Origin of the sequence: Mycobacterium sp. G7A2 (assembly GCF_041902445.1) — a bacterium.
Taxonomy (GTDB): domain Bacteria; phylum Actinomycetota; class Actinomycetes; order Mycobacteriales; family Mycobacteriaceae; genus Mycobacterium.
Window position 1 is genome coordinate 3,365,316 of sequence record NZ_CP169251.1, and the last position, 17,422, is coordinate 3,382,737.

Consider the following 17,422-nt stretch of genomic DNA (forward strand, 5'->3'; position numbering starts at 1 on the left):
CCCACCCATGGGTCGCCTCCTCGTCCTCGCCACCGGTGGCACGATCTCGACCAGCGCCGATGCTGGTGGGGTCAAGCGTCCCAGCCGGTCCGGCGCAGATCTGACCGAGGGGCTCGATGTCGAGGTCATCGACCTGATGGCGGTGGACAGCTCGCAGCTGCGCCCCGAGGACTGGGACGTGATGGCCGCAGCGGTACGGCGCGCCTCGGCGGACGCCGCCATTGACGGGATAGTGATCACCCACGGCACCGACACGATGGAAGAAACCGCGTTGTGGCTGCAACTGGTGCACCCGGGATCGCCACCGGTGGTGTTGACCGGCGCGCAGCACAGCGCCGACTCCCCCGACGCAGACGGGCCGGCGAATCTGCGCGATGCGCTGGCCGTGGCCGCCAGCCCGGCCGCACGCGACCTGGGCGTGACGGTCTGCTTCGCCGGCACGGTGTTCGCTGCGCTGGGGCTACAAAAGGTCGCCACCGCAGGCTTGCAGGGTTTCACCGGGCGGACGCTCGGCACGGTCGCCGACCACACCTTCATGGCCGATGGAGACCGGGCCGACCGTCCCAGCCTCGGCGCACTGTCGGCACGTTCGGCGCCGCGAGTCGACATCGTCGCCGTCTATCCGGGAGCCGACGGCGTGGCGCTGGGCGCGTGCGCTGCGGCCGGTGCCCGCGGAATCGTGCTCGAGGCGTTGGGGTCGGGCAACGCCGGCGCGGCCGTCATCGACGCGGTGGGCAGGCTCACCGCCGACGGTGTCACGGTCGCGGTGTCCACCCGCGTTCCCGCCGGCCGGGTGCATGCCGGGTACGGCCCGGGTCGTGATCTGCTCGACGCCGGAGCCGTCGTCGTGCCGACCCTGCGGCCGCCCCAGGCGCGGATACTGCTGATGGGCGCGCTGGCCGCCGGGGTCTCCGCAGAAGACGCCCTCACCCGCTGGGGGTGACAGGCCGGTGACCGGAGCCGGGCGACCGTTCCGTGCTCCCGTTACGGCGTGCTCTGGTAGCGCGACGTCTCCTCGACGAATTGTGGCCAGTCCAGGCTGTCGACGGGATTGGCCCGCGACAGTGCCGGATCGGTTGCGCTGAACGTCCGGGCGGTGCCCGGCCCGGTGCTGCGCGTCTCGAATCGCACCGTCGTCACCCCGTGGCCGGCCCCCTGGATCCAGCCATGCCCGTAGTCGGCGTGCACCACGTCGTCGCCGACCCGCCAGGCCGGAAGCTGCTCGCCCTCGGGCGCCACCGCCGACGACGCGGCGACGCTCGCCGTGTGCTCGGTTGCGGCCAGCTCCAGGTCCGGGAACAGCGACTCCTGCTGCACGTCCGACAGACCCGAGAAGCCAACCCCCACAAGGCGGATCGGCCCGATCTCGATCGGGTCGAGCAGTAGCCGTCGCGCCATGGCGGTCAGTGTCGCCACATCGGTGGTGGCGTAGGGCAGCGTGGCCGAGCGGGTGAGGATGCTCATGTCGGACTTGCGGAGTTTCACGGTCACGGTGCGGGCGCCCCGACCGTCCTTGAGGAGCCGGCGGTGAGCGTGCTCACCGATCGGCCCGACCGCATCACGGAGTTGGTCCAGCGTGGTCAGGTCCTGCGCAAACGTGGACTCCGCACTGATCTGTTTCGCCGGGGCGTTCTCGGCCACCGGACGCTCGTCGATGCCCCGGGCCAACCTGTGCAGCGCCGGGCCGACGGTGGGTCCGAGGATGTTGGCGACCTCGGTGTCGGACAGCGCCGCGAACCCGCCGATGGTCTCGATGCCGAGGCGATGCAGCTTCTCCTCGGCCACCGGTCCGATGCCCCACAGTTTGCGCACCGGCAGGCCGTGCAGCAGAGCCGCCTCCTCATCCCGCGCCACCACGGTGACTCCGTCCGGTTTCGCCAGGCCCGATGCGATCTTGGCGATCTGCTTGCCAGACCCGGCGCCCACCGAGGCCACCAGGCCGGTGACGGCCGCCACCTCGGCGCGAAGCCGCTGACAGAACTGCTCGACCTGCGCCGGCGAGGCGCCGGCCAGCGCACCGGGTTCGCCGAACGCCTCGTCGAACGACAGTTGCTCGAGCACGGGCACCGTGGCCCGAACCGTCTCGAACACCCGCCGACTGGCCAGACCGTAGACGACGCCGCGAGGCGGCAGCACCACCGCCGCGGCGCCGACCAGGCGCCGCGCCTGGTGCATGGGCATCGCCGACCGGGCGCCGAACACCCGGGCCTCGTAGCTGGCGCCGGCCACCACCCCACGTCCGCCCAGACCCCCGACCAGTACCGGACGACCCTTCAACGTGGGACGGGTGAGCTGCTCCACCGACGCGAAGAACGCGTCCATGTCCAGGTGCAGGACCCATCGCGCGCCCACAGGGCGAATCGTAGGCGCTACCGTTGCGGTCGTGTCCGACGTGCCTATCCGTGACGAGTCGATCCGGCTGGGCCAGTTCCTCAAACTGGCCAACCTCATCGACAGCGGCGCCGATGCCAAGGCGGTCATCGCCGACGGTCAGGTCAGCGTCAACGGTGACGTCGAGACCCGCCGCGGGCGTCAGCTCCGCGCCGGCGACGTCGTCGAGTTCGCCGGCCGGACCGCGCGGGTGGGCTGATCACCGCGAGCGTGCGCGTACGGTCGTTCGCACGCCGAAATCACAACCGTGGCTGCACGCTCGCGCCCCCCGGCCGCCGCTGCACGGCGGCGAACCTCACGCTTTCTGCAGCGCGACCCGCACCCCGTCGCCGATGTCGGCACCGTCGGCGGTCTCGCCGAATTCGAAGCGGGTGGCGAGGATCTCGTGGGCGATCAGATCCCGGTGGGTCTGGGCCCAGGCCAACTTGTCGGCCGGTACCGCCATCGTGACGCTGATCCGGTCGGACACATCGAGGCCAGTGGCCTTGCGCAACTCCTGCAGCTCGCGGATGCGGTCCTTGGCCCACCCCTCGGCTTCCAGCTCGGGGGTGACGTTTCCGTCGAGCACGACCAGCCCTGCTCCGTCGGGCAGTGCCGCGGTGAACTCCGGGTCCGCAGCGACCAGCCGGGAGCTGAACTCCTCGGGCAACAGCACCGCAGGACCCGCGGTCAGCGTTCCGTCGGCGTTGACCACGCCCTCGCCGGCCTTCACCGCCTTGATCGCCGCCTGGACGTCCTTGCCGAGGCGGGGACCCGCGACCCGCGCGTTGACCGTGAGCTCGAATCGTCCGTGTGCGGCGATGTCATCGGTGAGTTCGACGGCCTTGACGTTGAGCTCGTCGGAGATCAGGTCGGCGAACGCCGCGAGTCGGCCCGGATCGTCGACCGCCACAGTCAGTTTGAGCAGCGGCAAACGAACCCGCAGCTTCTTGGCCTTGCGCAGCGACGAACCGGTGGAGGCCACCTCGCGCACCAGGTCCATGTCGGCGACCAGCTGCGGATCGGCAGGCAGCACATCGGACTGCGGCCAGTCCGACAGGTGAACCGAACGCTCGCCGGTGACTCCCCGCCAGATGACCTCGGTGATCAGCGGCAACAACGGCGCGGCCAGCCTGCTCGTCACCTCCAGCACCGTGTGCAGGGTGTCGATGGCGTCGGCGTCTTCATCCCAGAACCGTGACCGCGACCGGCGCACGTACCAGTTCGTCAAGGCTTCGGTGAACTGGCGCAGCTGATCGCACGCCCGCGAGATGTCGCATTCGTCCAGCGCGACGGTCAGGTCGTCGCGCAGCACCGCGAGCTTCGCCAGGATGTAGCGGTCCAGCACGTGGGTCGAGTCGGTGCGCCACGCGCCCTTCTTCGGCGCGTAGAGCGCCAGGAACGTGTAGGCATTCCACAGGGGCAGCAGCACCTGCCGCACCCCTTCGCGGATGCCCTGCTCGGTGACGATCAAATTGCCGCCCCGCAGGATCGGTGAGGCCATCAGGAACCAGCGCATCGCGTCGGAACCGTCCCGGTCGAACACCTCGGTGACATCGGGGTAGTTGCGCAGGGACTTGCTCATCTTCTGGCCGTCGTTGCCCAGCACGATGCCGTGCGACACACAGGTCCGGAACGCCGGCTTGTCGAACAACGCGGTGGCCAAGATGTGCAAGGTGTAGAACCAGCCACGGGTCTGGCCGATGTACTCGACGATGAAGTCGCCGGGGAAATGGGCCTCCGCGCCGGCCGCGCCGTCGAACCACTCGCGATTCTCGAAGGGGTAGTGCACCTGCGCATACGGCATCGATCCCGAGTCGAACCACACGTCGAGCACGTCCTCGATCCGGCGCATCGTCGAGCGGCCGGTCGGGTCGTCCGGATTCGGCCGGGTCAACTCGTCGATGAACGGGCGGTGCAGGTTGTCCGGCCGCACCCCGAAGTCGCGCTCGAGTTCGTCGAGGCTGCCGTACACGTCGACCCTCGGATACGCCGGATCGTCGGACTTCCACACCGGAATCGGCGTGCCCCAGTAGCGGTTCCGAGAGATCGACCAGTCCCGGGCGCCGGCCAGCCACTTGCCGAACTGGCCGTCCTTGACGTGCTCCGGGTACCAGGTGATCTGCTGGTTCAGCTCCACCATGCGGTCGCGGATCTCGGTGACCTTGATGAACCACGACGACACCGCCCGGTAGATCAGCGGATTGCGGCAGCGCCAGCAGTGCGGGTAGGAGTGCTCGTAGGTGTCGTGGCGCAGCAGCACCGCGCCGTTGGCCTGCGCAGGTCCGGATCCGGCTTTGAGATCGCGGATGATCTGCGGATTCGCGTCGAACACGTGCTGCCCGGCGTAGTCGGGCACGCCTGCGTCGAACCGGCCCTTGGCGTCGACGGGCGTGACGGCTGCGATACCGGCGGCCTGCGCAGTGGCCATGTCGTCTTCGCCGTAGGCCGGGGCGAGGTGCACCAGACCGGTTCCGTCGTCGGTGCTGACGAAGTCGGCCGGCAGCACCTGAAATGCGTTGGCCGAGTCCATGAAGTACGGGAACGGCGGCACGTAGTGGACGCCGATCAGCTCGGCCCCGGAGAACGTGGCGAGCACCGTCGGCTCCTCGCCGAGCTCGCGGGCATAGGCGGCCACCCGGGCCTCGGCGAGCACGTAGCGGCGGCCGTCCTTCTCCACGACGACGTAGGTCACCTCGGGGTTGACCGCGACGCCCTGGTTGGAGGGCAGCGTCCACGGCGTCGTGGTCCACACCAGCAGATGCGCGCCGACCAGGTCTGCTGCTCCCCCGTCGATGCGGAACCCCACCGTCAGCGCCGGATCCTGGCGATTCTGGTAGACGTCGTCGTCCATCCGCAGTTCGTGGCTGGACAGCGGGGTTTCGTCGTTCCAGCAGTACGGCAGCACCCGGTTGCCCTCGTAGGCCAGACCTTTGTCCCACAGCTGTTTGAACGCCCAGATCACCGACTCCATGAAGCCGATGTCGAGGGTTTTGTAGTCGTTGTCGAAATCGACCCAGCGTGCCTGGCGGGTGACGTAGTTGCGCCATTCGCCGGTGTACTTCAACACCGACGCACGGCAGGCATCGTTGAACTTCTCGATGCCCATCTCTTCGATCTGGGCCTTGTCGGTGATGCCGAGCTGGCGCTGCACCTCGAGTTCGGCGGGCAGGCCGTGGGTGTCCCAGCCGAAGCGACGGTCCACCTTGTAGCCCCGCATGGTGCGGTAACGGGGAACGATGTCCTTGACGTAGCCGGTCAGGAGGTGACCGTAGTGGGGCAGGCCGTTGGCGAACGGTGGGCCGTCGTAGAACACGTACTCCGGGCAGTCGTCCCGACGGGCGATGCTCGCCCGGAACGTGTCGTCGCGTTCCCAGTAGTCCAGCACATCGGCTTCCAGCGCCGGGAAACTCGGCGCCCCGGCGGCGGGCTTCGGATATGCGGTCACGTGCGTCGTCTCCTGTGCCTCGGCGTTGTGGACGACGATGTCGTCGTCAAGGCACGGGGACGAACGTCGCGCCGGTGCGCGAGCGCCGCGGTACCACCCCGCTTGCGCGCACTGTCGCGCGCCGCTCCACTGAAGGCGATGACGGGCCCACCCGTTCGGCTCTACTGGGCCGTGGCCGGTAGCACCGGACACGGCTGTTCTTCCGAAGGCTCCCCGGTGATGGCCGGATCGACGCCGATGGCGCTCAGTTTAGCGGGCCGGCCCGCTCAACTCACATCACAGCGGCGCAGCGGCGTCCGAGGTGATCTCGATCAGCGCCAACGGAAATTGCTCGGCCATCTCCTCGACCGAGTACCGGTCGAGACGGCTCGGGTCGTAGCACCACTGGATGTGCAGGTCGTCAGACTGGCGTGCGACGCGCAGCTCCAACGCCCGCGGACTCTGGCCGGTCGCGCCGGCGCCGGTGACGTCGAGCAGGATCTCGGCGCGCGCGTCGGGATGGCTGGACGCCGCGATCAGGCTGTTGTGCGCACCCTGCAACATCTCGGTCGGCCCCATCGGCGCACCGGCCGCGCACAGCAGCGACACCCGCCGGCACAGTCCGGGTTGACCCGCCGCGACGTCGACGACGACAGCCCCGTCGCCGCGGGTCCGTCCGAAGGTCCGGCCGAGGGCGGCCAGCAGGATTTCCTCGACCGTCACGCCGAGCCATTCCGCCGACGAGTCGAGCTCTGCGGACAGTTCGCTCGACGGTGGGGTGACCACATTCTCGAATTGCCGAGCTTCGCCGTCTGCCGCGGCGTGATCGACAACAACCAGCGATTCCGGTGCGGAGGCGACGAGAGTGTTTCTGACCTCGTCAGCCATGTACGGAGCGACCATGCAGCCAACCGTACAGCGAATGTCCCAGATATGGGAGAGTGGTCCCAGAACTGTGACGGCCGTGTCAATTAAGATTGTGTTATCCGTTTGCCGGGTGACTCTCCCCATTTGCCGGAACGCAGTTTATGGTGGTCAGATGCCACGGACAGACGAGAACGGTAGACAGCTCAAGGCGCTGCTCGACTACCTCCTCGACGGAGAGATCGACGCGAAAGACCTCTTCGACGCCTTGGGCATCTCCAGCAGCACGTATTACCGGCGCATCAAAGAGGCCGACTACCCCAGCGCCGAAGAGCTGCGCCTGGTCGCCGATCGCTTCCAGCTCAACTACCCCGATCTGCAGATCCAGTTCGGCTTGATGAGCAGGCAAGAGGTATGGCAGTACATCGAGTCGACGGCCGCCGTGGACGGTCCCGGCCGCGGCATCGACACGGCGGTTCGCGCGCGCACCACCACCGACACACGGCGTCGTCCCAAGCTCTCCGAGCTGACACCGCGGTTCGACGCTCCCCCCCTGTAGGCGTCTGACCGCATACACTGTTTGCTGATCAGGCTCAGCTCGAAGGCGACACCCCATGGCTCTGGCAACTCTCATCGCGATCACGTTGATGTGCATCGCGTGGAGCCTGTGGATTCGTCGCGTCACCTGGTCCTGCCGGTGGGAGGTCGCGGCCACCCTGAACATCGCCCTGCAGGGGCTGGCGGTGTTGCTGATGTCGCCGCTGGCGTCGCAGACGCTCGGGCATTGGCTCTACTCGCTGACCGGTAAATGGAACCTCGAGGACTACCTGGGCCACGACGCCTACATCGTCGCCGCGTCGGCGGTGGTGTACAACACGCTCGGCCGGCTGGAGCAGGACAACGCCATGCACCAGCGCTTCCGGCAGTTCGTCGAACGACCCGCCACACTGTGCATCCCGGTGCTGCTGGCGCTGTTCTGGATGGGCAACGGTGCTGCGATCTACCGGCCCGATTTCTTCGACGTGCCGACGGACTTCTGGCTCAACATGTACTGGCTGCTGCTGTGCGGCATGCTGATCTACCTGCTGGGATACGGGGCCCGCGCGCTGCTCATCCTGCGCACCGACCCGCGGTCGCGCCACATCGCCAACGTCTATCTGTTCGCCTCGGCGATGGGCATCATGGCGTGCGTGGTCCGCATCATCACCGCGTTGGTGCCGACGCTTCAGACCGTGCAGGGCAGCACGCTGGTGTGGTTCTTCGCCTGCGCCTGCGGCGCCGCGTTCGCGCTGACGTCGGCGCACTCCTGGCGGATCAAGACGAAGTGGTTCACGCGGGCCAACAGCTGAGGACCGGCGAATCAGGCTACCGCCGCGGGCGGCGAATAGAACACCAGCCGCGGGCGGCGAATCAGGCCCTGGTCGAATCACACGGCCGTCGCCGTGGCCGGGGCGTAGGGCGCCCCGAACTCGCGCACGGCGCGGTACCCGTTCCGGCGGGCCGCGGCGGCTCCGCGCCGGATCAGTGCCGCGGTGGCCACGAAGCCAGCCTGGTCGGAGGCGACCAGCGGGGTCAGCAACCGATTGTGGACGTAGCCGAACCCCAGACCGGTTGCCGGGTCGGCCCAACCCAGTGAACCTCCGAGCCCGACGTGCCCGAACCCGGGCAGCACGCCGGGGAAGGGCAGCCCGTGGTAGCCGAGGTGGAACGACAGCGGCATCACCATGCTGTGGTCGGGACGCAGGCTGGGCCGCCCCACGAGCGCGGCGGTGGTCTCCGGGGACAGGAACTGGACACCGTCGATCTGGCCGCCGTTGGCGATGGCGCCGTACATGCGGGCCAGCGCCCGCGCGGTGGCCACCCCGTTGGCGGCCGGGATCTCACTGTCCAGCAACGGCGTTTCGCCCTGAACCATGGCTTTGACGCCCGGGAAGTAGATCGCGCCGAACGCGGCGGAGAACGGCAGCGCAGCCACGTGCGGCGCCACCATGTTGAACAGCGGGTTCTGCAGCGCGCTCTGCGGGCCGATGATCTGTGCGGCGTGGGTGGCTGCTCCCGCCGGGGGCCGGCCCAGGTGCAGACCGTCGGTGCCCAGCGGCTCGGCCACCTCGGTGCGCATGAGTTCCCGCATACCGGTTCCGGTCACGGCCCGAGCCAGCCCGGACAGCAGCCAGCCGAAGGTGAGCGCGTGGTAGGCGGGCTTGCCGTGCAACCAACTCATCGGGGCCGCGGCGAGGCGCTCCTCCATGCGCAGATGGTCGAGCAGGTCGGCCTTTCGCACGCCGTTCAACTGGGACAGCCCGGATCGGTGCCGCAGAACGTCGCGGACGGTGATGGTCGACTTGCCGTTGGCGCCGAACGCCCGCCAGTACTCGGCCACCGGGGCGTCGTAGTCGATCAGCCCGCGGTCGACCAGGCGGTGGATGACGGTCGCCGCTACCCCTTTGGTGGCCGAGAAGACCATGGTCCCGGTGTCGGCCGTCCAGTGCTGAGAACCGCGGCGGTCACGGAAGCCGGTCCAGACGTCGACGACCGGCTCGCCGTCGAGGTACACCGACAAAGCTCCGCCGCCGAGCCGTCGCCAGGGAAACATCTGCGCGAACGTGCGCACCGCCAGCATGAAGTTCTCGTCGGCGGCGCCCTGCACCCCTCGGGGCAGCGGTGCGCCGTCGATGCTCTGTGAGGGCGCCACGTTGCGCTCCCCGAAGTTGACGGACGTCACAATGATTTGAATTTACCCCGCCGGGCGGCAAAGTAGACAGGTGTTACCCATTTGTTAACCGTCGGCTTTGGCCGGCCAGTCCACCGCCTCGAGGATCTGCTGCGCAGCAAGCGCCGGGGTCAGTTCACCGTCGCGCACCTTCTGCTCCACGTCGTCGCGAATCGCGCGCACCCCGGCACTCGACAACACCCGGTCGAGCACCGTGTCGCGGACCATCGACCATGTCCACTGCACCTGCTGGGTGCGTCGACGCGCCTCGAACTCCCCTGCCTCGGTGAGCACTTCGCGGTGTTTGAGAACGGTGTCCCACAGTTCGGTCAGCCCGGTTCCCTGCAGCGCGCTCATCGTCAACACCGGTGGCCGCCAGAGCGTTTCACGCGGATAGATGAGCCGGATCGCACCGGCGAGCTCGCGAGCGGCCGACTTCGCCTCCACCGCATGCTCACCGTCGGCTTTGTTGACCACGACGATGTCGGCGAGTTCGAGCACACCCTTCTTGATGCCCTGCAGTTGGTCTCCGGTGCGCGCCAAGGTCAGGAAGACGAAGGTGTCGACCATGTTGGCAACCGTCACCTCGGACTGCCCGACCCCGACCGTCTCGACCAGGATGACGTCGTATCCGGCAGCCTCCAGCAACACGATGGTCTCGCGTGTCGCCTTGGCCACCCCGCCGAGCGTGCCCGAGGTGGGCGACGGCCGGATGTAGGCGTCGGGGTGCACGGCGAGCTTGGCCATGCGGGTCTTGTCTCCCAGGATGGAACCACCGGTGCGGGTGGACGACGGGTCGACCGCCAGGACGGCGACCCGGTGACCCTGTTCGATCAGGTAGATGCCGAGCGCTTCGATCGACGTCGACTTACCGACTCCCGGCACGCCGGTGATGCCGACGTGCAACGCGCGGCCGGCCTCGGGCATGAGCTCGAGCAGCAGTTCCTGCGCGGTCTGGCGGTGGTCGGCGCGGGTTGATTCGACCAGCGTGATGGCCCGAGCCAGCGCGGAGCGGTCACCGTCGCGGATCGCCGCGGCGAGCTCGCTGACCGATGGGCTCATCGCGCTACTGGAGGGTGTAGCCGAGGCGGTGCGCGAGCTTGTCGAGCAGGCCGATCGCGGCGTCTGCGATGACGGTACCGGGCGGGAAGATGGCGGTGGCCCCCGCCGCATAGAGCTCCTCGAAATCGCCCGGCGGGATGACGCCGCCGACGACGATCATGATGTCGGGGCGGCCGACCTCGGCGAGGGCGTCCCGCAACGCCGGCACCAACGTCAGGTGGCCGGCGGCCAGCGACGAGACACCGACGACATGCACGTCGTTGTCCGCGGCCTGCCGCGCGACCTCGTCAGGCGTGGAGAACAGCGAGCCGACGTCGACGTCGAAACCGATGTCGGCGAACGCCGTGGCGATGACCTTCTGACCGCGGTCGTGCCCGTCCTGCCCCATCTTGGCGACCAGGATGCGGGGCCGCCGGCCGTCGGCCTCGGCGAACTTCTCCACCATCTCGGTGGCGCTGCTGACGTTGCTGGCCATCCCCACCTCGTCTCGGTACACCCCGGCGATGGTCCGGATCTCGGCCTGGTGCCGGCCGTACACCTTCTCCAGGGCGTCGGAGATCTCGCCGACCGTGGCCTGGGCTCGGGCCGCGTTGATCGCCAGCGCCAGCAGATTGTTCCCCAGACCGTCTTCCCCGGCGGCGCCGGTCGCGGCCGCCGCCCGGGTCAACTCGGCCAGTGCGGCCTCGGTCGCGTCGTTGTCACGTTCGGCTCGCAGCCGCTCGAGCTTGGCGATCTGCTCGGCACGCACCCGACTGTTCTCGACCTTGAGGACCTCGATCTCGTGGTCCTCGTCGACCTGGTAGCGATTGACCCCGATGACGGTCTGCTGCCCGGAGTCGATGCGGGCCTGGGTGCGCGCGGCGGCCTCCTCGATGCGCATCTTGGGAATGCCCTCGTTGATCGCCTGAGCCATGCCACCGTGCTCGGCGATCTCGGCGATGTGCGCACGGGCCTTCTCGGCGAGCTGGTGGGTCAGCCACTCCACGTAGTACGAACCGCCCCACGGATCGATGGGCCGGGTGGTGCCCGACTCCTGCTGCAGCAGCAGCTGGGTGTTGCGTGCGATGCGCGCCGAGAAGTCCGTCGGCAGCGCCAACGCCTCGTCGAGGGCGTTGGTGTGCAGCGACTGGGTGTGCCCCTGGGTCGCCGCCATCGCCTCGATGCAGGTGCGAGCGACGTTGTTGAAGGCGTCCTGCGCGGTCAGCGACCAGCCCGAGGTCTGCGAATGGGTCCGCAGCGACCGCGATTTCGGGTTCTTGGGATCGAACTGCCCGACCAGCTCGCTCCACAGTAGCCGCCCGGCGCGGAGCTTGGCGACTTCCATGAAGAAGTTCATGCCGATGCCCCAGAAGAAGGACAGCCGCGGGGCGAACTTGTCGATGTCCAGTCCGGCGTCCAAACCCGCCTTGATGTATTCGACGCCGTCGGCCAACGTGTATCCCAGTTCCAGGTCGGCCGTGGCCCCGGCTTCCTGAATGTGGTAGCCCGAGATCGAGATGCTGTTGAACTTGGGCATTTTCACGCTGGTGTAGCCGAAGATGTCGGAGATGATCCGCATCGACGGCTTCGGCGGATAGATGTAGGTGTTGCGGACCATGAACTCTTTGAGGATGTCGTTCTGGATGGTCCCGGCCAGTTTCTCCGGCGGTACGCCCTGTTCCTCGGCGGCCACCACGTACAGCGCGAGGATCGGCAGCACCGCGCCGTTCATCGTCATCGACACACTCACCGCGGACAGGTCGATGCCGTCGAACAGCTGACGCATGTCCAGGATCGAGTCGATGGCCACCCCGGCCATCCCGACGTCACCGGCGACGCGCGGGTGATCGGAGTCGTAGCCGCGGTGGGTGGCCAGGTCGAAGGCCACCGACAGACCCTTCTGTCCTGCCGCCAGGTTGCGACGGTAGAACGCGTTGGACTCCGCCGCGGTGGAAAAACCCGCGTATTGGCGGATGGTCCACGGCTGGTTGACGTACATGGTCGGGTAGGGACCGCGCACGAACGGCGGCTCCCCGGGCAGGCTGGCCAGCGGGAAGCCGGCATCGACGACCTCGTCGCGGTCGGCGGCGATGTAGACGGGTTTGACGTCGATGCCCTCCGGAGTGGCCCAGTCGAGCTGCTCGGCGGTGTAGCCGTGGGCTGCTGCCGCGGCCTGAACGTGTTCGCCCACCTGCTCGTGGGTCGGCGACGCCACGGCATCCCCGGCGTGCAGCGGGACGTCGGCGAAGCTCTGGATCTTGGGTTGTGTCGCAGTCACCTCAGGCCCCCATTCGGGTCAGCAGATCCGACAGGGTGCTGACAGCGTCGATCTTCATGGTCAGGTATCCGTCGGGCTTCGAGTCCACCGCCGCGACAGCCTTCTCCGGTCCGGCCAGCAGAACGTGGCGCATCCCGGCCGCCCTCGCCGCGTCGACGACAGCGCCGACCTCCTCGGAGTAGCGGGCGTCGGTGCCGCAGATGACGGCGACCTCGGTGGACGCGGCATCGGCGACCGCGGCACCGACGTCGGCGGCGCTGAGCGGACCGGGGTTGACTGCTTCGATCCCGCCTGAGGCCAACAGATTCACGGCGAAGGTGGCCCGGATGTTGTGCTCGGCCAGCGGGCCCAGCGGCAACAGCAGAGCTGTCGGCCGCGCCCCGGTGGTCTGCAGGTGTGCATCCGAGCGATCCCGCAAGGCTTCGAAGTCGGCGGCGTAGCGCCGGACGTGTGGCAGCGGATCGCCCTGCGGCAGAGGCATTTCCGCGAGATCCGGGTATTCGTTGACCCCGGTCAGCGCTGTCCGGCGGTGCGCGATGTCGCCGGCGCGGCGTTCGGCGACCTCGGCGATCGCTGCCTCGATGTGCTCGCGGGCCGCCTCGAAGCCACCCTTCGCCTCGATTTCCTGGAAGTGCGACCACGCCTGTTCGGCGAGCCGGCGGGTGAGGTCCTCGACGAACCACGATCCGCCGGCCGGGTCGAGAACGCGGCCGATGTGGGATTCCTCGAGCAACAACAGCTGGGTGTTGCGGGCGATGCGCCGCGCGAAACTGCGTGCGGTGCCGGGAAAACCGCCGTCGATCGCCACGTCGAAGGGATGCACCTGCACGGTGTCGGCGCCGCCTACGGCTGCCGCGAAGGCCGCGACCGTCGTGCGCAACATGTTCACCCACGGGTCCCGCTGCGACATCATCGGCAGCGATGTGGTGACGTGAACGGTCGCCGCGCCGGCGTCACGCTCCCCCACCACCTCAGCCACGCGGGCCCAGATCTGGCGCGCGGCACGCAGTTTTGCGATCGAGGTGAACTGGTCGTCATCCACGGCGAACCGGAACGCGACTTGTCCCAGCGCGGCCGGGACCGACAGACCGCGCTCGACCAGGTGGCGCACGCACGACACACCTGCGGCGATCGCGGCGCCGAGTTCCCAGGCGGCGTTGGCGCCCAGGTTGTGGAACACCGGTCCGTCCACGGTGATCGTTCGCACGTGGCCGTCGTAGGCGCTGGCCTTGGTCGCCGCCGCGGCGACGTCCTCGAGGTCGGGCGCGGCCCGGCCGGCCAGTGGCGCGACGAGCGGATCGGCGCCCAGATCGATCGAAAGCCTGGACCGCTGTTCGTCATCGAGTCCGGTCACCAGTGCCAGCACGGCGTCGGCGGCGGAGCGGAACGCGTCACCGAGCGGCTCGACCACGATGGGGACGAGGTCGAGGTACACGCCGTCGAGGAGACGCTCGAGATCGGCGGGGGCCACCGCGTCGCCGGCGTCGCCGCTGCCGACGCGCAACACCAGCGCACTGATGCCCTCGGTCAGCCCGAGCAGGATCGACCCGTTGGCCTCGGCGACACCGGCGTTGGCTGCCGGGTAGACGTCGGCGACCTTCCACCCGGCCTTCACGTCGCGCAGCGCGTCGCCGCCCCGCACGTAGGGCCAGTGCCCGGGGAGAGCTGGTTCAGCCAGTTCGTCGGCGTCGGTGTACAGAGGCCGGACCGGGAAACCGTCGTAGGTGTCCGAATCGAGCAGACGCTCCGGCTGGGCGCCCAGATCGGCGGGGTCCCGCTTCGTGGACTTCGCCAGAACGCCCGCAACCGCGGAGCGCCATCGGTCCAGATCGGAGTCTGCTACCCCGGCAGAGCCGGCGCTGGGTGTCTGCACAGCCATCAGGCTAAATGATGGGCGTCACATCAGCGCACGCCGGTGTGCAGACTCCACACCGCGCCATTTGAGCCGGTGAGCGCGCACACCCGTACTCTTGGAAGGCGTGAAATCCGTCGTCAGAACGCTGCGCACCGCCCGCGCCGCGTTTCTCGGCACCCTGGCGACCATCCCCCGCGGCAGGCTCGTGGCGGTCCTGTGCGCGATTGTGATTCTCGTCGCAGTTGCGCTGTTGGTGCCGATCCCGTCCGCCGTTCAGCTGCGCGACTGGGCGACCTCGGTCGGTGCGTGGTTTCCGTTGGCGTTCTTCGCCGCACACGTGGTGGTGACGGTGTTCCCGTTCCCGCGCACCGCCTTCACGCTGGCCGCGGGCCTGCTGTTCGGTCCGGTGCTGGGGATCCCGATCGCCGTGGCAGCCAGCACGCTGTCCGCACTGATCGCGCTGTTCCTGGTGCGCTCCGCCGGTTGGCAGGTCAGCAGCCTGGTCCGGCATCCCAGGATCGACGCCGTCGACGCGCGGCTGCGGGAACGTGGTTGGCCGGTGGTGCTGGCGACCAGGCTGATCCCGGCGGTGCCGTTCTCCGTGCTGAACTACGCCGCGGGCGCGTCGTCGGTCCGGGTCCTGCCCTACACCCTGGCAACCCTGTTCGGGGTGCTCCCCGGCACCGCGGCGGTCGTGATTCTCGGCGACGCTCTCACCGGGCGGGTGAGCCCGCTGCTGCTCGCGGTCTCGCTGTGCACCGCGGGTGTCGGCGTGGCCGGCTTGGCCTACGAGATACGCCGGCACCGCCGCGCCGAGGACGCGGTCAGCGTGTCCTGAGGTCAGGGCCCTCCACGGTCATCGTGCCGAAGAGTGCCAGGAATGCCGACGCCGCGATCAGGTTCGGGCTGAAGTCGCGAACTCGCAGGTGGGATCCGACTGCCAGCACGAAGTACACCGTCAGCATGAACGTCGTCAGGCGGGCCAGGGCGGGGAACCGCAACACCGACAGCAGGCCCACCGCGCTCGCGGCCTTGACGACCGGGATGAGCGGGCGCAGTTCCTCCGGGAGGCCGACATCGTCGAACGCCTTCTTCACCGGCGCCACGGGTCCGACGCATGCCGCTGCATCGGCCGCCTGGAGCACCGCCAACGCGAGATAGGCCCGTCGGGAGGTCAGCGCGCTCACTGGTGCTCCCCCGGCGGGGTCGAGCCCAGTTGCGGGTTCCGTGGCGCCGACGAGAGCAGCCCCGGCCCGTCGACCGGCGACCGGGCCTCCGCCTCAGCCTTGGCCACCGCCTGCGCGATCACCGGATCGGTCTCGGTGGAAAACCAGTCGGCGACGGCCTCGCTGTCGTCCTCCGGCCGGGCCAGATCGTCCTCGACCGGCGGCGGTGTCCAGCGGAACACCCCGTCCTCGCCGGGCGCGCCCAGCATCTTGGTGAAGCCCTGCAGCGCGGTACCGAAGTCGCTGGGCACCACCCACACCTTGTTGGCGTCGCCTTCGGCCATCTTCGGAAGCGTCTGCAGGTACTGGTAAGCCAGCAGCTCCGGGGTGGGTCGGCCGGCCTTGATCGCGGCGAACGTCTTCTCGATCGCCTTGGCCTGGCCTTGAGCTTGCAGGTAGGCCGCGGCGCGTTCGCCTTGGGCCCGCAGCATGCGGGACTGGCGGTCGGCCTCGGCGGCCAGGATCGCGGCCTGCTTGGCGCCCTCGGCGGACAGGATGGCGGCCTGCTTCTCACCCTCGGCCTGCTTGATCGCCGACTCGCGATGGCCCTCCGCGGTCAGGATCATCGCGCGCTTCTCCCGGTCGGCGCGCATCTGCTTTTCCATCGAATCCTGGATGGAGGGTGGCGGATCGATGCTGCGCAGTTCGACCCGCGCCACCCGCAGCCCCCATCGGTTGGTGGCCTCGTCGAGCACCCCGCGCAACGCGGTGTTGATCTGGTCGCGTGACGTCAGTGTCTGCTCCAGCGTCATCCCGCCGACCAGGTTGCGCAGCGTGGTGGTGGTCAGCTGCTCCACCCCGACGATGTAGTTGCTGATCTGGTACACCGCGGCCTGTGGGTTGGTCACCTGGAAGTAGACGACGGTGTCGATCTGCACCGTGAGGTTGTCTTCGGTGATGACCGGCTGCGGCGGGAAGGACACCACCCGCTCACGCAGATCGACCCGGGCCCGGATCTTGTCGACGAACGGCAACAGCAACGTCAGCTGGCCGGACACGGTCTTGCTGTAACGGCCGAGTCGCTCGATCACGGCCGCCTCGGCCTGTGGGATCAGGGCCACCGACTTGGCGACCACGATCACGGCGAACACGACCAGCACAGCCAGCAGGACCAATCCTGCGATGGTGCCGTCCATGATGGGGCTCCTTCCCTCGCCGAACTTCTCAGGCGATCTTCGACACCACCGCGGTGGCACCGTCGATCTTCACGACCAGGACCTGGTCGCCGGGTTCGTACACATCGTTGTCGTTGAGCGGACGCGCGGTCCAGACCTCACCCTCGAGTTTCACCTGGCCTTCATGGCGCGCGACGCGGCCGAGCACCAACGCGTTCTTGCCTTCCAGGGCGCGGGCCGGCTCGGGCAGTCCCTGACCGGACTGCATCCGTCGCCTCAACGCCGGCCGGACACCGACCAGCAGCAGCACCGACACCAGCAGGAACACCAGTCCGTCGGCCCAGATCGGCCAGTCCAGCACCCACGCCGACCCGGCGGCCGCCAGCGCACCGCCGCTGAGCATGAGCAGGAACAGATCGCCGGTCAGCGCCTCGGCGCCGGCCAACGCCAGGGCCGCGATCAGCCAGATCAGCGCAACAGGCATATGGCCAGCCTATCGCGCGACCGACCGGGCCAGCATCGAACAACTACACTGC

At 68.7% G+C, this 17,422-nt stretch carries 15 protein-coding genes; 5 read left to right on the top strand and 10 right to left on the bottom strand.

What is annotated here, in order from left to right:
• The first annotated feature begins 7 nt into the window (after positions 1–7).
• Positions 8–943, top strand: a complete 936-nt coding sequence (locus ACEWX3_RS16010; RefSeq protein WP_374157059.1) for an asparaginase — start codon at positions 8–10, stop codon at positions 941–943.
• 41 nt (positions 944–984) lie between these two features.
• Here ACEWX3_RS16010 and ACEWX3_RS16015 read toward each other — a convergent pair whose 3' ends face one another.
• Positions 985–2,352 carry a DNA polymerase IV gene (locus ACEWX3_RS16015; RefSeq protein ID WP_374157060.1) on the bottom strand — a complete coding sequence of 456 codons (1,368 nt, stop codon included), beginning with the start codon at positions 2,350–2,352 and terminating at the stop codon, positions 985–987.
• Positions 2,353–2,383: 31 nt separating this feature from the next.
• Here ACEWX3_RS16015 and ACEWX3_RS16020 point away from each other — a divergent pair, with 31 nt between their 5' ends.
• The gene (locus tag ACEWX3_RS16020) at positions 2,384–2,590 is read left to right on the top strand and encodes an RNA-binding S4 domain-containing protein (protein WP_374157061.1); all 207 of its coding nucleotides are present in this window, start codon (positions 2,384–2,386) and stop codon (positions 2,588–2,590) included.
• A 96-nt stretch (positions 2,591–2,686) separates the two neighbouring features.
• Here the strand turns inward: ACEWX3_RS16020 and ileS are convergent, their stop codons facing one another.
• Complete coding sequence (gene ileS, locus ACEWX3_RS16025) at positions 2,687–5,818, bottom strand: isoleucine--tRNA ligase (RefSeq protein WP_374157062.1); 3,132 nt, start codon at positions 5,816–5,818, stop codon at positions 2,687–2,689.
• Positions 5,819–6,094: 276 nt separating this feature from the next.
• Complete coding sequence (locus ACEWX3_RS16030) at positions 6,095–6,700, bottom strand: hypothetical protein (RefSeq protein WP_207066545.1); 606 nt, start codon at positions 6,698–6,700, stop codon at positions 6,095–6,097.
• Positions 6,701–6,836: 136 nt separating this feature from the next.
• Between ACEWX3_RS16030 and ACEWX3_RS16035 the strand changes: the two genes are divergently transcribed.
• Both ACEWX3_RS16035 and ACEWX3_RS16040 read left to right on the top strand, forming a co-directional pair.
• Positions 6,837–7,220 carry an XRE family transcriptional regulator gene (locus ACEWX3_RS16035; protein ID WP_207066546.1) on the top strand — a complete coding sequence of 128 codons (384 nt, stop codon included), beginning with the start codon at positions 6,837–6,839 and terminating at the stop codon, positions 7,218–7,220.
• A gap of 55 nt (positions 7,221–7,275) precedes the next feature.
• Positions 7,276–8,010, top strand: coding sequence for a hypothetical protein (locus tag ACEWX3_RS16040; RefSeq protein ID WP_207066547.1), 735 nt, complete (start codon positions 7,276–7,278; stop codon positions 8,008–8,010).
• 77 nt (positions 8,011–8,087) lie between these two features.
• On the opposite strand, the gene ACEWX3_RS16045 is transcribed toward ACEWX3_RS16040, so the two are convergent.
• From ACEWX3_RS16045 to mutA, 4 genes are read right to left on the bottom strand one after another with little or no spacing between them, the layout of a single operon-like run.
• Positions 8,088–9,383, bottom strand: a complete 1,296-nt coding sequence (locus ACEWX3_RS16045) for a serine hydrolase domain-containing protein (RefSeq protein ID WP_286182887.1) — start codon at positions 9,381–9,383, stop codon at positions 8,088–8,090.
• A 54-nt stretch (positions 9,384–9,437) separates the two neighbouring features.
• Positions 9,438–10,433, bottom strand: a complete 996-nt coding sequence (gene meaB / locus ACEWX3_RS16050) for a methylmalonyl Co-A mutase-associated GTPase MeaB (protein WP_207066548.1) — start codon at positions 10,431–10,433, stop codon at positions 9,438–9,440.
• Between the two features lie 4 nt (positions 10,434–10,437).
• A complete protein-coding gene (gene scpA / locus ACEWX3_RS16055) occupies positions 10,438–12,690 on the bottom strand; it encodes a methylmalonyl-CoA mutase (RefSeq protein WP_374157063.1) in 2,253 nt (750 codons plus the stop codon).
• Position 12,691: 1 nt separating this feature from the next.
• Positions 12,692–14,569: a methylmalonyl-CoA mutase small subunit gene (mutA, locus tag ACEWX3_RS16060; RefSeq protein WP_374157064.1), complete on the bottom strand. Its 1,878-nt coding sequence runs from the start codon at positions 14,567–14,569 to the stop codon at positions 12,692–12,694.
• A 100-nt stretch (positions 14,570–14,669) separates the two neighbouring features.
• On the opposite strand from mutA, the gene ACEWX3_RS16065 reads away from it, so the two are divergent.
• A complete protein-coding gene (locus tag ACEWX3_RS16065) occupies positions 14,670–15,383 on the top strand; it encodes a TVP38/TMEM64 family protein (RefSeq protein WP_207066551.1) in 714 nt (237 codons plus the stop codon).
• Here the strand turns inward: ACEWX3_RS16065 and ACEWX3_RS16070 are convergent.
• Genes ACEWX3_RS16070 through ACEWX3_RS16080 form a run of 3 tightly spaced genes read right to left on the bottom strand, consistent with a single transcriptional unit; the run spans position 15,370 to position 17,370 of the window.
• A complete protein-coding gene (locus ACEWX3_RS16070; RefSeq protein ID WP_221356946.1) occupies positions 15,370–15,732 on the bottom strand; it encodes a DoxX family protein in 363 nt (120 codons plus the stop codon). The genes ACEWX3_RS16065 and ACEWX3_RS16070 overlap by 14 nt on opposite strands.
• Positions 15,729–16,907, bottom strand: a complete 1,179-nt coding sequence (locus ACEWX3_RS16075) for an SPFH domain-containing protein (protein ID WP_374157065.1) — start codon at positions 16,905–16,907, stop codon at positions 15,729–15,731. The genes ACEWX3_RS16070 and ACEWX3_RS16075 overlap by 4 nt, the downstream gene beginning before the upstream one ends.
• A gap of 28 nt (positions 16,908–16,935) precedes the next feature.
• Positions 16,936–17,370 (bottom strand): NfeD family protein, encoded by a 435-nt coding sequence (locus ACEWX3_RS16080; RefSeq protein WP_207066554.1) that lies wholly within the window; start codon positions 17,368–17,370, stop codon positions 16,936–16,938.
• Between the last annotated feature and the right edge of the window lie 52 nt (positions 17,371–17,422).

Coding starts and splice junctions, on each gene's coding strand:
- ACEWX3_RS16010 (WP_374157059.1), top strand. CDS start 8: ATGGGTCGCCTCCTCGTCCTCGCCACCGGTGGCACGATCTCGACCAGC.
- ACEWX3_RS16030 (WP_207066545.1), bottom strand. CDS start 6,700: ATGGTCGCTCCGTACATGGCTGACGAGGTCAGAAACACTCTCGTCGCC.
- ACEWX3_RS16035 (WP_207066546.1), top strand. CDS start 6,837: ATGCCACGGACAGACGAGAACGGTAGACAGCTCAAGGCGCTGCTCGAC.
- ACEWX3_RS16040 (WP_207066547.1), top strand. CDS start 7,276: ATGGCTCTGGCAACTCTCATCGCGATCACGTTGATGTGCATCGCGTGG.
- meaB (WP_207066548.1), bottom strand. CDS start 10,433: ATGAGCCCATCGGTCAGCGAGCTCGCCGCGGCGATCCGCGACGGTGAC.
- mutA (WP_374157064.1), bottom strand. CDS start 14,569: ATGGCTGTGCAGACACCCAGCGCCGGCTCTGCCGGGGTAGCAGACTCC.
- ACEWX3_RS16075 (WP_374157065.1), bottom strand. CDS start 16,907: ATGGACGGCACCATCGCAGGATTGGTCCTGCTGGCTGTGCTGGTCGTG.
- ACEWX3_RS16080 (WP_207066554.1), bottom strand. CDS start 17,370: ATGCCTGTTGCGCTGATCTGGCTGATCGCGGCCCTGGCGTTGGCCGGC.